Origin of the sequence: Sulfitobacter dubius, from assembly GCF_900113435.1 — a bacterium.
Lineage (GTDB): Bacteria > Pseudomonadota > Alphaproteobacteria > Rhodobacterales > Rhodobacteraceae > Sulfitobacter > Sulfitobacter dubius.
Genome location: NZ_FOPG01000001.1, coordinates 601,126 through 614,199 on the forward strand (window position 1 = coordinate 601,126; position 13,074 = coordinate 614,199).

14 protein-coding genes are annotated in these 13,074 nt (G+C 58.8%); 12 read left to right on the forward strand and 2 right to left on the reverse strand.

Translation table 11 applies throughout. The annotated features are described in order from the left end of the window. Positions 1-9 precede the first annotated feature (9 nt). The 12 genes from BM229_RS02955 to BM229_RS03010 all read left to right on the forward strand — a co-directional run bounded on the left by BM229_RS02955 (position 10) and on the right by BM229_RS03010 (position 10,802). Positions 10-888, forward strand: coding sequence for a YicC/YloC family endoribonuclease (locus BM229_RS02955; protein WP_244152094.1), 879 nt, complete (start codon positions 10-12; stop codon positions 886-888). A gap of 3 nt (positions 889-891) precedes the next feature. Then, positions 892-1,539 (forward strand): guanylate kinase, encoded by a 648-nt coding sequence (gene gmk, locus BM229_RS02960; protein ID WP_093926192.1) that lies wholly within the window; start codon positions 892-894, stop codon positions 1,537-1,539. Continuing rightward, the gene (locus BM229_RS02965; protein ID WP_093926193.1) at positions 1,536-2,057 is read left to right on the forward strand and encodes a gamma carbonic anhydrase family protein; all 522 of its coding nucleotides are present in this window, start codon (positions 1,536-1,538) and stop codon (positions 2,055-2,057) included. The genes gmk and BM229_RS02965 overlap by 4 nt, the downstream gene beginning before the upstream one ends. A 1-nt stretch (position 2,058) precedes the next feature. Further along, a complete protein-coding gene (locus BM229_RS02970) occupies positions 2,059-3,111 on the forward strand; it encodes a sensor histidine kinase (RefSeq protein WP_093926194.1) in 1,053 nt (350 codons plus the stop codon). Between the two features lie 138 nt (positions 3,112-3,249). Beyond that, positions 3,250-4,290 carry a substrate-binding domain-containing protein gene (locus BM229_RS02975; RefSeq protein ID WP_093926195.1) on the forward strand — a complete coding sequence of 347 codons (1,041 nt, stop codon included), beginning with the start codon at positions 3,250-3,252 and terminating at the stop codon, positions 4,288-4,290. 72 nt (positions 4,291-4,362) lie between these two features. Further along, positions 4,363-5,859: a phosphate ABC transporter permease subunit PstC gene (gene pstC / locus BM229_RS02980; RefSeq protein ID WP_243260496.1), complete on the forward strand. Its 1,497-nt coding sequence runs from the start codon at positions 4,363-4,365 to the stop codon at positions 5,857-5,859. Further along, entirely contained in the window at positions 5,856-7,211 is a 1,356-nt protein-coding gene (pstA, locus tag BM229_RS02985) for a phosphate ABC transporter permease PstA (RefSeq protein ID WP_093926196.1), read from the forward strand. The genes pstC and pstA overlap by 4 nt, the downstream gene beginning before the upstream one ends. Positions 7,212-7,226: 15 nt before the next feature. Then, positions 7,227-8,024 carry a phosphate ABC transporter ATP-binding protein PstB gene (pstB, locus tag BM229_RS02990; RefSeq protein WP_093926197.1) on the forward strand — a complete coding sequence of 266 codons (798 nt, stop codon included), beginning with the start codon at positions 7,227-7,229 and terminating at the stop codon, positions 8,022-8,024. A 4-nt stretch (positions 8,025-8,028) separates the two neighbouring features. Further along, complete coding sequence (phoU, locus tag BM229_RS02995; RefSeq protein WP_093926198.1) at positions 8,029-8,736, forward strand: phosphate signaling complex protein PhoU; 708 nt, start codon at positions 8,029-8,031, stop codon at positions 8,734-8,736. 4 nt (positions 8,737-8,740) lie between these two features. Continuing rightward, the gene (phoB, locus tag BM229_RS03000) at positions 8,741-9,430 is read left to right on the forward strand and encodes a phosphate regulon transcriptional regulator PhoB (protein WP_093926199.1); all 690 of its coding nucleotides are present in this window, start codon (positions 8,741-8,743) and stop codon (positions 9,428-9,430) included. Positions 9,431-9,612: 182 nt separating this feature from the next. Then, positions 9,613-10,050, forward strand: coding sequence for a type II 3-dehydroquinate dehydratase (aroQ, locus tag BM229_RS03005; protein ID WP_093926200.1), 438 nt, complete (start codon positions 9,613-9,615; stop codon positions 10,048-10,050). After that, positions 10,050-10,802, forward strand: a complete 753-nt coding sequence (locus BM229_RS03010; protein WP_093926201.1) for a LuxR family transcriptional regulator — start codon at positions 10,050-10,052, stop codon at positions 10,800-10,802. Before aroQ ends, BM229_RS03010 begins: the two co-directional genes overlap by 1 nt. Before the next feature lie 313 nt (positions 10,803-11,115). Here the strand turns inward: BM229_RS03010 and tsf are convergent, their stop codons facing one another. Together tsf and rpsB are read right to left on the reverse strand one after the other, a co-directional pair. After that, positions 11,116-11,991: a translation elongation factor Ts gene (tsf, locus tag BM229_RS03015; RefSeq protein WP_093926202.1), complete on the reverse strand. Its 876-nt coding sequence runs from the start codon at positions 11,989-11,991 to the stop codon at positions 11,116-11,118. A gap of 98 nt (positions 11,992-12,089) precedes the next feature. Next, positions 12,090-12,968 (reverse strand): 30S ribosomal protein S2, encoded by an 879-nt coding sequence (gene rpsB / locus BM229_RS03020; protein WP_093926203.1) that lies wholly within the window; start codon positions 12,966-12,968, stop codon positions 12,090-12,092. Positions 12,969-13,074 lie beyond the last annotated feature (106 nt).

A 13,074-nucleotide genomic window follows, 5' to 3' on the forward strand; every position in this document is an offset into this window, starting at 1 on the left:
ATCAGGTCCATGACAGGTTTCGCCTCTGCCTCCGGCGCTTTGGAGGGCTGGAGCTGGTCGTGGGAGTTGCGCGCGGTCAATGGCAAAGGGCTCGACCTGCGCCTGCGCGTGCCCGATTGGGTGGAGGGGCTGGAAGTCGCCCTGCGCAAGCAGGTGACGGCAGAAGTGGCGCGGGGCAATATCACCTGTAACCTGCGCATAGCTTCAGCCGAGAATGACGGTACGCTACAGGTCAACACTGCACAGGTCGACACGTTGCTTGCGGCGCTGCAAGAAATCGAAGCCCGCGCGATGGATGCCGGTGTCTCGCTCGCACCCTCGCGGGCCAGTGACATTTTGACCATGCGCGGCGTGTTGGAACAGTCCGATCAGGCGCAGGACATTGATGCGCTGCGCGAGGTCTTGTTGGCAGAATTCCCTGCGGTCTTGGAAGACTTCAACGCCATGCGCCGCCAAGAAGGTGCTGCCTTGGCGGACGTGATGCAGGACCAGTTGAACGAAGTAGAGACCCTTGCCGCCAAAGCCGCAGCATTGGCCGATGCGCGAAAAGAAGACGCCGCCGCCAACCTGCGCCGCAACCTCGCGCGGGTGATGGACAACAGCGAAGGCGCGGATGCCGACCGGGTGGCCCAAGAGCTGGCCTTGATCGCGGTCAAAGCCGATGTCACCGAAGAGATCGACCGCCTTGCTGCCCATGTCGCCGCCGCGCGCGCGTTGATCGGGCAGGGCGGGCCGGTGGGGCGCAAGCTGGATTTCCTGATGCAGGAGTTCAACCGCGAAGCCAACACGCTCTGTGCGAAGGCGCAGAGCACGGAACTAACGACTGTCGGTCTGGCCCTGAAGGCGGTGATCGACCAAATGCGCGAACAAGTGCAAAATGTGGAGTAAGACGTGACAAAGCCAAACCGACGCGGCCTTCTGATCATCCTCAGTTCCCCCTCCGGGGCGGGCAAATCGACCATGGCCCACGCCCTGCGCGCATGGGATCCGACGATCAACTTCTCGGTCTCTGCCACCACCCGCGCGCCCCGCCCGGGCGAAGAGGACGGCACGGATTACCGCTTTGTCGGCGAAGAGGATTTCCGTCAGGCCGTGGCTGAGGGCGAAATGCTGGAACACGCCCATGTCTTCGGCAACTTCTATGGCTCCCCCAAAGCCCCCGTGCAGGCGGCGATTGATCAGGGGCAGGACATCCTTTTCGACATCGACTGGCAGGGCGCCCAGCAGATCCGTAACTCTGACCTGAACACGCACACGCTGTCGATTTTCCTTCTGCCGCCCTCGATCACCGAGTTGAAGCGCCGTTTGGAAAGCCGGGGGCAGGACGATGCCGAGACCATTGCCAAGCGCATGGGCAAAAGCTGGGATGAGATCAGCCACTGGGATGGCTATGACTTCGTGCTGGTCAACGACGATCTCGACCAGACCGAGGCGCGGCTGAAATCCATCATCACCGCCGCGCGGCTGCGGCTGAGCCAACAGCCCGCCATCAAGGATCACGTCCGCCGTCTGCAATCTGAATTTGAGGATTTGAAATGACCCTTTACGCCCTTGCCGACGCCCGCCCCGATGTCTCTCCCGATGCATGGGTCGCGCCTGACGCCAATGTCATCGGCAAGGTGACGCTTGGCCCCGAAGCCTCTGTCTGGTTCGGCAGCACCCTGCGTGGCGACAATGAGATGATCACCGTGGGGCGCGGCAGCAATGTGCAGGAGAACTGCGTCTTTCACACCGATATGGGCTATCCACTGACCGTGGGCGAAGATTGCACCATCGGTCATAAGGTCATGCTGCACGGCTGCACCATTGGCGACAACTCCTTGATCGGCATGGGTGCCACGGTGCTCAATGGGGCCAAGATCGGCAAGAACTGCCTGATTGGGGCAGAGGCGTTGATTACCGAAAACAAGGTGATCCCCGATGGGTCGCTCGTTATGGGTGTGCCGGGCAAAGTGGTACGGGAGCTCGATGCGCAGGCGATCCAGCGGCTAACCGCGAGCGCCAAACACTACGCCGAAAACGCCGCGCGCTTTCGCCGCGATCTTGAACCGCTCTGACATGGCGACCACTGCCGTTACCTTGACAGATGTCGTGGCGGCCTTGCCACTGCCAAGCGTCGCAATCAACGCCGAGGAGCGGATTACCGTTCTGAATGTCCCTGCCGAAGACCTGCTGGGCAAAGGGCTTGTCAACCGCCATTTCGTGACCGCGCTGCGTCAACCGGGGCTGGTTGAAGCGGTGGAGCGGTGCCTTGCCGGAGACGGCCCAAGCCAAGCGCGTTTCACCAGCGTCGGCGGCGAACATGGCACCACCTATGATGTCAGCCTGCGCCCTTTGGGCGATCACGGGATTGTCCTGCTCAGTTTCAATGATGTGACGGAGATGGCGCAGGCAGGTCAGATGCGCCGCGATTTCGTGGCCAACGTAAGCCATGAACTGCGCACCCCGCTGACCGCGCTCATCGGCTTTATCGAAACACTGCAAGGCCCGGCACGCGACGACACGGCGGCGCGCGAGCGGTTTCTGGGGATCATGGCGCAAGAGGCCGAACGGATGAACCGACTGGTGGGAGAGTTGCTGTCTCTCAGCCGGGTCGAGGCTGAGGAACGCGTACGCCCCGAAGCGCCGCTGGATGTGCGCGACGTGCTGCGCGGCACCCTGCGCAACCTCGCGCCGCTTGCTGTCGATAGCAATGTGACGTTGGTCCCCGCGCTCGGCGATGAACCGGCGCAGGTCTTGGGTGATGCAGACCAGTTGATGCAGGTCTTTACCAACCTGATCGAAAACGCGATCAAATATGGGGGTCGCGATAGTTCTGTCGATATCTCGACCGAGATCGCCTCTTATGACCCCGCCATGCGCGGCCCGGCGGTACATATCAGCGTCAGGGACCACGGCCCCGGCATTGACGCGATTCACCTGCCGCGGCTCACCGAACGGTTCTACCGTATCGATAGCCATCGCAGCCGCGCACTTGGCGGCACAGGGCTGGGGCTGGCCATCGTAAAGCACATCATGAATCGCCACCGCGGGCGGCTCAAAGTTACCAGCACCCCCGGTCAGGGCGCTGAATTCCGCGTGATATTGCCGATAAAAACGAATTCCGCCTGATTTTTTTAGAAATTTGGTGATTCAGGCCGACTGTCATGAAACTGTAACGTTGCTGTCACAAAAGCACAGCATCGCCTTCATAAACGGGGCGCAGATCACCATGGGGTGGTCACCAATTCGCATCTGACAGGAGATATCATGTCACTCGCAAAACTCACCACTTCCGCCCTGGCGATTGCCGCCGTATCCGCAACTGCCGCTGCCGCGCGTGACCAAGTGCAGGTTGCCGGTTCTTCGACCGTGCTGCCCTATGCCTCCATCGTCGCCGAAGCCTTTGGCGAAAACTTTGACTTCCCGACACCGGTCGTGGAATCGGGCGGCTCCTCGGCTGGCCTCAAGCGCTTCTGCGAAGGCGTGGGCGAGAACACCATCGACGTGGCCAATGCCTCGCGCCAGATCAAAGACGCCGAAGTGGCGGCCTGTGCCGAGAACGGCGTGACCGACATCATCGAAGTGCGCATCGGCTATGACGGCATCGTCTTCGCCTCCGACATCAACGGTGAGACTTTCGCCTTCACCCCGAGCGATTGGTACAAGGCTCTGAGCGCCAAAGTTGTCGTCGACGGCGAAGTGACCGAGAACCCCTATACCACATGGGATCAGGTCAACCCCGACTTCCCCGCACAGCCGATCCAAGCCTTCATCCCTGGCACCAAACACGGCACGCGCGAAGTGTTCGAGGAAAAAGTGATCCTCGCGGGCTGTGAAGAAACCGGTGATCTTGAAGTTTTCGCCGAAGCTGCGGGCGGCGACGAGAAAGCGGCTGAGAAAGAGTGCATCAGCCTGCGCACCGACGGCAAGTCGGTCGACATCGACGGCGACTACACCGAGACGCTGGCGCGCATCGAAAGCAACAAAGACGGCATCGGCGTCTTCGGTCTGGCCTTCTATGAAAACAACACAGACAAGCTTCAGGTTGCCACCATGGGCGACGTCGAGCCAACCACCGAAAGCATTGCATCCGGTGACTACCCCGTGTCGCGCCCGCTGTTCTTCTACGTCAAGAAAGCCCACATCGGCGTGATCCCCGGCCTGAAGGAATACGCTGAGTTCTTCGTCGCGGACGAAGTTGCTGGCCCCGACGGCCCACTGGCCGAGTACGGTCTGGTCTCCGATCCCGAGCTGGCCGAGACTCAAGCCGTAGTGTCCGATGAGACCGTGATGGGCGGCGGTTCCTGAACTCAAATCTGACGACACCGGGGGCGGGCTGCTGCCCCCGGTTTTTATGCCTTTTGATCCACCGGGGGACATGTGGGACAAATTCTAACAACAGGCGCGGTACTGCCGCTGGTGGTGCTGATCGCAGCGCTGGCCTTGGGTGGCTATTTCCTTGCCCGCAAGCGCGCATTGGCATCGGCCAAAGGTGACAGCCGCAATCTGCATTCGCTGCCCAGCTATTACGGTTATAACGCGCTGATGAGCGTGGCCGTGCCTGCGCTTTTGGTTCTGGGCATTTGGCTGCTGGTGCAGCCGATGCTGGTGCAATCTTCGGTGGTCGACATGATCCCCGCCAGCGCGGTGCCAGAAGGGTCTTCTGTTAACCTGATCATGAGTGATGTGCGCCGTCTGGCCGATGGGCTGGATGCGGCGGTTTCTACCGGGGTGATCAGCGCGGATGACGCTACGGGCCTATCCGCTGCGGACGACCTACGCGCTTGGCTTGCTGAACGCGGGGTCGCCCTCGGCGCAGACGTGAGCCCCGAAGTGCTTGAGGCCGCACAGGCTTACCGTGAAATGACAGCGACGGGCAATTTCTGGCGCAATATCCTTGTGGCCTTGATCGCGCTAGTTGCGCTGATGTTGGTGCTTCGCGAAACCAATAAAGACTTCCGCGCCCGCAACCGGGTCGAAGGTGGCATCAAGGCGCTGCTGATCCTTGCGGCCTCCCTCGCGATCCTCACCACCGTAGGCATCGTGCTGTCGATGCTGTTTGAGACGATCAACTTCTTCAACCTGCATCCATGGACTGACTTCTTCTTCGGCTCCTCTTGGGCTCCGAACTTTCGCGGTGACAGTGACCTGTCGATCCTGCCGCTGCTCTGGGGGACGCTCTATATCTCTTTCATCGCGCTGCTGGTCGCCGTGCCAATCGGGCTTTTCGCCGCGATTTACCTGAGTGAATATGCAGGCCCCAAGGTACGCGCCACGGCCAAGCCGCTTTTGGAAATCCTGGCCGGTATCCCCACCATCGTCTATGGTCTGTTCGCGTTGCTGACCGTAGGGCCGTTCCTTGTGAACGTCTTCGGTCGCGGCGACGCTGGGCTTCTTGGCGTCGACTGGATGTCGGGGGCGACGTCGGTTTTGACCGCAGGCCTGGTGATGGGGATCATGCTAATCCCCTTCGTCTCCTCCCTGTCTGACGACATCATCAACGCGGTGCCACAGTCGCTACGCGACGGCTCCTTCGGCTTGGGTGCCACACAGTCCGAGACAATCCGTCAAGTCGTGATCCCCGCCGCTTTGCCGGGTATCGTCGGGGCCGTTTTGCTGGCCGCGAGCCGCGCCATCGGTGAGACGATGATCGTCGTGCTGGGGGCAGGGGCCATCGCCCGCATCTCGGGCAATCCGCTGGAAGCCATGACAACCATCACCACCCGCATCGTCAGCCAGCTCACCGGGGACAGCGATTTCGCCAGCCCTGAGACGTTGGTCGCCTTTGCGCTTGGCCTGACCCTCTTCGTCCTGACCTTGGGCCTGAACGTGCTGGCCCTCTACATCGTGCGCAAATACCGGGAGCAGTACGAATGAGCGATATCCCCAACCCCGCAGCCCCTTTTGCAGACCCGCGCGGTGCGTCCTTGCTGAAGCAAGACGGGCGCACCAAACGCCGCAACGCCGCTGAGGGACGTTTCAAACTCTATGGTATCGTGGCCATCACCATCGGCTTGCTGATGCTGCTGACGCTGCTCTTTACCATCATCTCGCGCGGCACTGGCGCGTTCCAACAGACCTATGTGACGCTCTCAGTGCCACTTCTGGAGGACAAGCTCGACAAGAACGGTAACCGTAACCTGGAAGACATCAAAAAGGTCTCGACGTTCGGTTACTCCCCTCTGCTAAACGCGGCCTTTGAGAATAAGATCGAAACTGCAGGCATCGATAGTGACCTGAAAGCCAAGGCTATGGCTGGCATCCTGTCAAAAGATGCCGCCGCCCAATTGCGTGATCATGTGCTTGCCAACCCTGAGTTGATCGGTTCCGATGCGGAGTTTGAATTTCTCACCAACAGCCGCGTCGATGGCTATCTCAAGGGCCGTGTCAGCCGTGACAGCATCGCCAACGACAAGAACATCAGCGCCGAACAGCTTGATCTGGTTGATGCGCTGATCGCAGATGGCAGCATTGAAAAACGCTTCAACCTCGACTTCATCACTGGCGCCGACGCCTCTGACGCACGGCCCGAAGCGGCGGGCATGGGTGTGGCAATGATCGGTTCATTCGCAATGATGCTGGTGGTGCTGGTGCTGGCGCTGCCCATCGGAGTCGCGGCCTCGATCTATCTTGAGGAGTTCGCCCCGAAAAACTGGATCACCGACATTATTGAGGTTAACATCAGCAACCTCGCAGCGGTCCCGTCGATCGTCTTTGGCATCTTGGGCCTTGCGGTCTTTATCAACTACATGCACCTGCCAAACTCCGCACCCTTGGTCGGGGGTCTGGTGCTGACGCTCATGACGCTGCCCACCATCATCATCTCGACCCGCGCCTCGCTGAAATCCGTGCCGCCGTCGATCCGTGATGCGGCGCTCGGGGTAGGGGCCTCGAAAATGCAATCGGTCTTCCACCACGTGCTGCCCCTCGCCGCGCCCGGCATTCTGACCGGCACCATCATCGGGCTGGCCCAAGCGCTTGGGGAAACGGCACCCTTGCTGCTGATTGGGATGGTCGGCTTCATCGCCTCCAACCCGCCAGAGAGCATCGCCGAAGGGCTGATGTCGCCGAACTCAGCCATGCCGGCCCAAATTTACGAATGGGCCAAACGCGCCGACCCAGCTTTCTATGAACGTGCCTGGGGCGGTATCATCATCCTACTGGTGTTCCTGATCTCTATGAACGCCATCGCCGTACTGCTCCGCCGCCGCTTTGAGCGACGCTGGTAAACAAGGGACGGGACCATGAAAGACAACAGATATTCGGAGAGTGACGTGACAATCCAACCCGTCAAGATCGCGGCCCGCAATGTGCAGGTCTACTATGGTGACAGCCACGCCATTCGTGACGTGGACATCGATATCGCCGACAAAACCGTGACGGCCTTTATCGGCCCATCAGGCTGCGGCAAGTCGACTTTTCTTCGCTGTATCAATAGAATGAACGACACTATTGATGCGGCCCGTGTGACCGGAGATATCCGTATCGACGGCGAAGACATCTATGACAAACGTGTCGATCCGGTGCAGCTCCGCGCCAAGGTCGGCATGGTGTTTCAAAAGCCAAACCCATTCCCCAAATCGATCTACGACAACGTGGCTTACGGCCCGCGCATTCACGGTCTGGCCCGCAACAAGGCCGATCTTGACGACATCGTTGAACAGGCGCTGCGCCGTGGGGCGATCTGGAACGAGGTGAAGGACCGTCTGCACGCACCGGGTACTGGCCTGTCTGGGGGACAACAGCAGCGTCTGTGCATTGCCCGCGCCGTGGCGACGGAGCCGGAAGTGCTGTTGATGGACGAACCTTGCTCAGCCCTTGATCCGATCGCCACCGCGCAAGTTGAGGAATTGATTGACGAATTGCGCCAAAACTACTCCGTCGTGATCGTCACACACTCCATGCAACAAGCCGCACGGGTGAGCCAGAAGACTGCCTTCTTCCACCTCGGCAACCTTGTGGAATTTGGCGACACCGACGACATCTTCACGCGCCCCCAAGACCCGCGCACCGAAAGCTACATCACCGGCCGTATTGGATAATATCATGTCAGATCAACACATTGCATCAGCATTCGACCGCGATCTGGAAGCCGTTCAGGCACAGATCCTCAAAATGGGCGGGCTGGTCGAAGACGCCATTCGCCGCGGCGCGCAATCGCTTGAAACCCGCGACGAAGAGCTCGCCAATGAGGTGCGGGCAGGGGACAAGGCCATCGATGGCCTGGAAGAGCAGATCAACGAAAGCGCCGCCCGCGTCATCGCTTTGCGCGCGCCAACGGCGATTGACCTGCGCCTGACACTGAGCGTTATCAAGATTAGCGCCAACCTAGAACGTATTGGCGACTATGCAAAAAACATGGCCAAGCGCACTAGCGTTTTGAACCAAATGGAACCCGTCAGCGACAGCACCGGCGCAATCCGCCGCATGGCTGGCGCAGTTGAGGCGATGCTGAAAGACGCGCTTGATGCTTATATCCAGCGCGACGCTGAACTCGCGCGCGATGTGATCACCCGCGACGAAGATGTCGACCAGATGTACAACGCGCTGTTCCGCGAATTCCTTACCTTCATGATGGAAGACCCGCGCAGCATCACCGCCTGTATGCACTTGCATTTCATCGCCAAGAACGTTGAGCGTATGGGCGATCATGTGACGTCCATTGCCGAACAGGTCGTCTATCTGGTGACCGGTGAAACGCCCGAGGAAGATCGCCCCAAAGCCGACCGCACCTCGATCACCACGAAGGACTGAGAAGATGGACGTAACACGGCCACAGGTTTTGCTGGTAGAAGACGAGCCCGCGCAACGTGAAGTTTTGGCCTATAACCTCGAAGCCGAAGGCTTTGAGGTGCGCCGAGCCGAAGATGGCGAAGAAGCGATGCTTTTGGTTTCAGAAGCCGCGCCCGATCTGGTGATCCTCGATTGGATGATGCCCTTGATGAGCGGCATCGAAGTCTGCCGCCAGTTGAAGTCGCGGGAAAGCACGCGGCATATCCCGGTCATCATGCTCTCGGCGCGATCCGAAGAAGTGGACACCGTTCGAGGCCTCGAAACCGGTGCGGACGATTATGTGATCAAGCCATACAATCTGCGTGAACTCATGGCGCGTGTACGGACGCAACTACGCCGAACCCGGCCAGCGGCCGCAGGCGCGCTTCTCAGCTTTGATGACATACAGCTCGATCCAGAACGTCACCGTGTGAGCCGTGCGGGCAGCGAGTTAAAGTTGGGACCGACTGAGTACCGATTGCTGACAACGTTGCTGGAAAAACCCGGTCGGGTGTTCAGCCGCGATCAATTGCTCGATCATGTTTGGGGCCGCGATATCTATGTTGATACGCGCACGGTCGATGTCCATATCGCACGGCTACGCAAAGCATTGACCCGCGAAGGCGGTGGCGATCCGATCAGAACCGTACGTGGCGCGGGATACGCCTTAGGTTAAGCGATTTGGCGTATTGGCTTATGGGTATTATTTACATAATACTGATTATAAGTATCATCCCATATTTTATATGGCCCCGTGTTGCGATCTTCTCGCCACAGTAGCACCTCATTGCTAGCTGACGCTGGACAGCGCCAGTTTCGCTCCGTTAACACTGTTTAGACGGTATTTAGCGAGTGATTATGGCCTCTGTACTTATTTTGAACGGCCCGAACCTGAACCTTTTAGGCACAAGGCAGCCCGAGGTATACGGAAGAACGACTTTGGCGGATGTCGAAGCCCTTTGTGCAGCGGAAGCTGCGCGGCTTGGTTTGGAAATGCACTTTGCGCAATCCAATCATGAAGGTGCGCTGATCGATCTGATCCATCAGGCGCGCAGTAAGCATGATGGCATTGTCCTAAACGCTGGCGCGTATACCCATACGTCAATCGCCCTGATGGACGCCATCGCCTCGGTCGAGCTGCCGGTGGTAGAAGTGCATCTGAGCAATATTCACGCCCGCGAAAGCTATCGCCATACGTCTTACATCGCAGCTGTTGCCTTGGGACAAATCTGCGGCTTTGGCGCGCATGGCTATGTTCTGGCCCTCCAAGCCCTTCAACAACGCGTTGTAAGCTGATGAATTTGCGCGACTATCTCCACCAGGTCGCGCATAGCCCGACGATCGAGGAACTCTGGGATGCCCATGCGCGGCAGATGGCTGACTACGGGTTTGATCGGCTTATCTACGGCTTTACGCGCTACCGAACCCCGACGTCGCTGGGCGATCCGGCGGATTTTGTAATCCTCAGCAATCATAGCTCCAAGTATCTTAACGGCTACCTGCACAGCGGGCTCTATCTGCATGCCCCGATGGTGCGTTGGGCGCTTAACAACGAAGGTGCCTGTAGCTGGGATTCATTGACCACTTCGGTGCGAGATGGCCGGACGGACGCAGAAAACCGCGTGATCGAATTCAACCGCAATATGGATGTCATCGCGGGCTATACAATCAGTTTTCGATCTATCTCGGCTCGGTCTAAGGGGGCCATTGCCCTTACGGCCAAAAGTGGGATGACCCAGCGGGATGTTGACGCGATCTGGTCGGAGCATGGTGCGGATATTCAACTGATGAACGAGATCGCACATCTGAAAATCCTGTCCCTGCCCTATAGCAGCCCAAATCGAAGCCTCACACGACGTCAGTTGGAAGTGCTTGAGTGGGTCGGCGACGGCAAGACAACGCAGGACATCGCCCTTTTGATGGGTCTCACCTCAGCCACAGTGGAAAAGCACCTTCGCCTCGCGCGGGAAGCGCTTTCCGTGGAGACAACAGCACAGGCGGTTTTGAAGGCTGCATTCGCGAACCAGATGTTTGTCATGGATCCCTAATATATTAGGGTATGGAATACCTTACTGGAACCCAGAGTCGTAGATCGCCATGGTCCGCCAGTATCGCGGGTGTTCGCACCTGAGGTATGACGGGCCGTTAATCCTTGTAATACCAAGGCTCTTTTCGGGCCGCCGGTCTCAGTCAGGTATATTTCACCTGGCTGGCCGGGTTCTTTACTCTTTCCTCGTGAACGCTCCCTGCCCTGCGCCGCGATATCGCGTGCCAGTTCGGCTGGTGTTGTTTCATTGGTCGTAAAACAAAAAAGGCGGCGCATCGAAATGCGCCGCCTTTTTATCATTATGACAGAAAGGCTTAGCCTTTTGCTGCTTTGGCCACCTCGGCGGCGAAGTCTTCTTTGACGACTTCGATGCCTTCGCCAACTTCAAGACGCACAAAACCAGTGATGGTTGCACCAACTTCTTCAGCGGCCTTGCCTACGGAGAGGTCAGGATTCACGACGAAGGATTGGTTCAGCAATGTCACTTCGGACATATACTTCTGCATCCGGCCCACGATCATCTTTTCGATCACGGCTTCGGGCTTGCCGCTTTCACGGGCGATGTCGATCTGAACTTGCTTTTCTTTCTCGACAACGGCCGGGTCAAGGTCAGCTTCGGACAGCGACGCCGGGTTCACAGCGGCGATGTGCATCGCGACCTGCTTGCCGAACTCTTCGTTACCACCGTTCATGGCGACCAGAACGCCGATCTTGCCCATGCCGGGCGCAGCTGCGTTGTGCACGTAGGAGACAACGGTCTCGCCATCAATGCTCTGCATACGGCGCAGGGACATGTTCTCACCGATTTTGGCGATCGCGTCGGTCAGCGTGGTTTCAACGGTCTTGCCATTGATCTCAGCCGCTTTCAGCGCTTCAACATCATCAACTTTCAGCGCTGCATCGGCGATGTTGCTGACCATGGACTGGAACTCGGCGTTTTTGCCGACGAAATCGGTTTCGGAGTTCACTTCAACCGCGACACCGTGACCGCCTTCAACTTTAACGGCCACAAGACCTTCGGCTGCTGTACGGCCGGATTTTTTGGCCGCTTTGGCCAGACCTTTGGTGCGCAGCCAGTCAACGGCGGCTTCCATGTCGCCATTGCTTTCGGTCAACGCCTTCTTGGCGTCCATCATGCCTGCGCCGGTGCTGTCGCGCAGTTCCTTGACCATGGATGCTGTGATTGCCATCTCTTGGTTCTCCTTTGGAAATCGGGGGCAGGCCCAAGGCCCGCATCTGGTGGAAATCGGGGCAGGTTACCCTGCCCCGTGTTTCAGGTCCGTGACGCTTAGCCTTCGGCTTTTGCGACGGTCTCTTTCTTGGATTCGATGTCCAGCGGCGCGTCTTTGCCCATGGCATCGTCATGCAGAGTTTCTTCCGAAGCGTTGCCGATTTCGACGCCGGTGCTTTCGCCTGCGGTCATGGCTTCTTCTTCGGGTGCTTCTTCCATGGCGCCAAGGTCAACGCCTGCCGCACCCAGCTGAGCGGACATGCCGTCAAGTGCCGCACGGGCTGCCAGATCGCAGTAAAGCGAGATGGCGCGGGCCGCGTCGTCGTTGCCGGGAATGATGTAGTCGATGCCGTCGGGCGAGCAGTTGGTGTCAACCACGGCCACAACTGGGATGCCCAGTTTGTTGGCTTCGGCAATCGCCAATGCTTCTTTTTTCACGTCGATGACGAACAGAAGGTCAGGACGACCGCCCATTTCGCGGATACCGCCCAGCGATGCTTCCAGTTTGAACTGGTCGCGTTCCATGCCAAGACGCTCTTTCTTGGTCAGGCCTTCAAAGCCACGCTCGGACTGCTCGTCGATGCTCTTCAGACGGTTGATCGACTGCGAAACGGTCTGCCAGTTGGTCAGCGTACCGCCGAGCCAACGGTGGTTCATGTAATACTGTGCGCATTTCTCTGCGGCTTCGGCGATCGGCTGGGCAGCCTGACGCTTGGTGCCGACGAAGAGAACGCTGCCGCCTTTGGCGACGGTGTCACGGATCACTTTCAGCGCATCGTCCAGCATGGGAACGGTTTGCGTGAGGTCCATGATGTGGATGCCGTTGCGTGCGCCGTAGATGTACGGGCCCATGCGGGGGTTCCAGCGCTGTGTCTGGTGACCAAAGTGTACGCCTGCTTCAAGCAATTGGCGCATGGAGAACTCAGGAAGAGCCATGTCTTTATACCTTTCCGGTTTAGCCTCATCGGGGGTATGACAGCGATATGCTGCCAACCGGCGGACGTTCTGGGATTTCTCCCCAAAAGGCCCAACCCCGACTGCG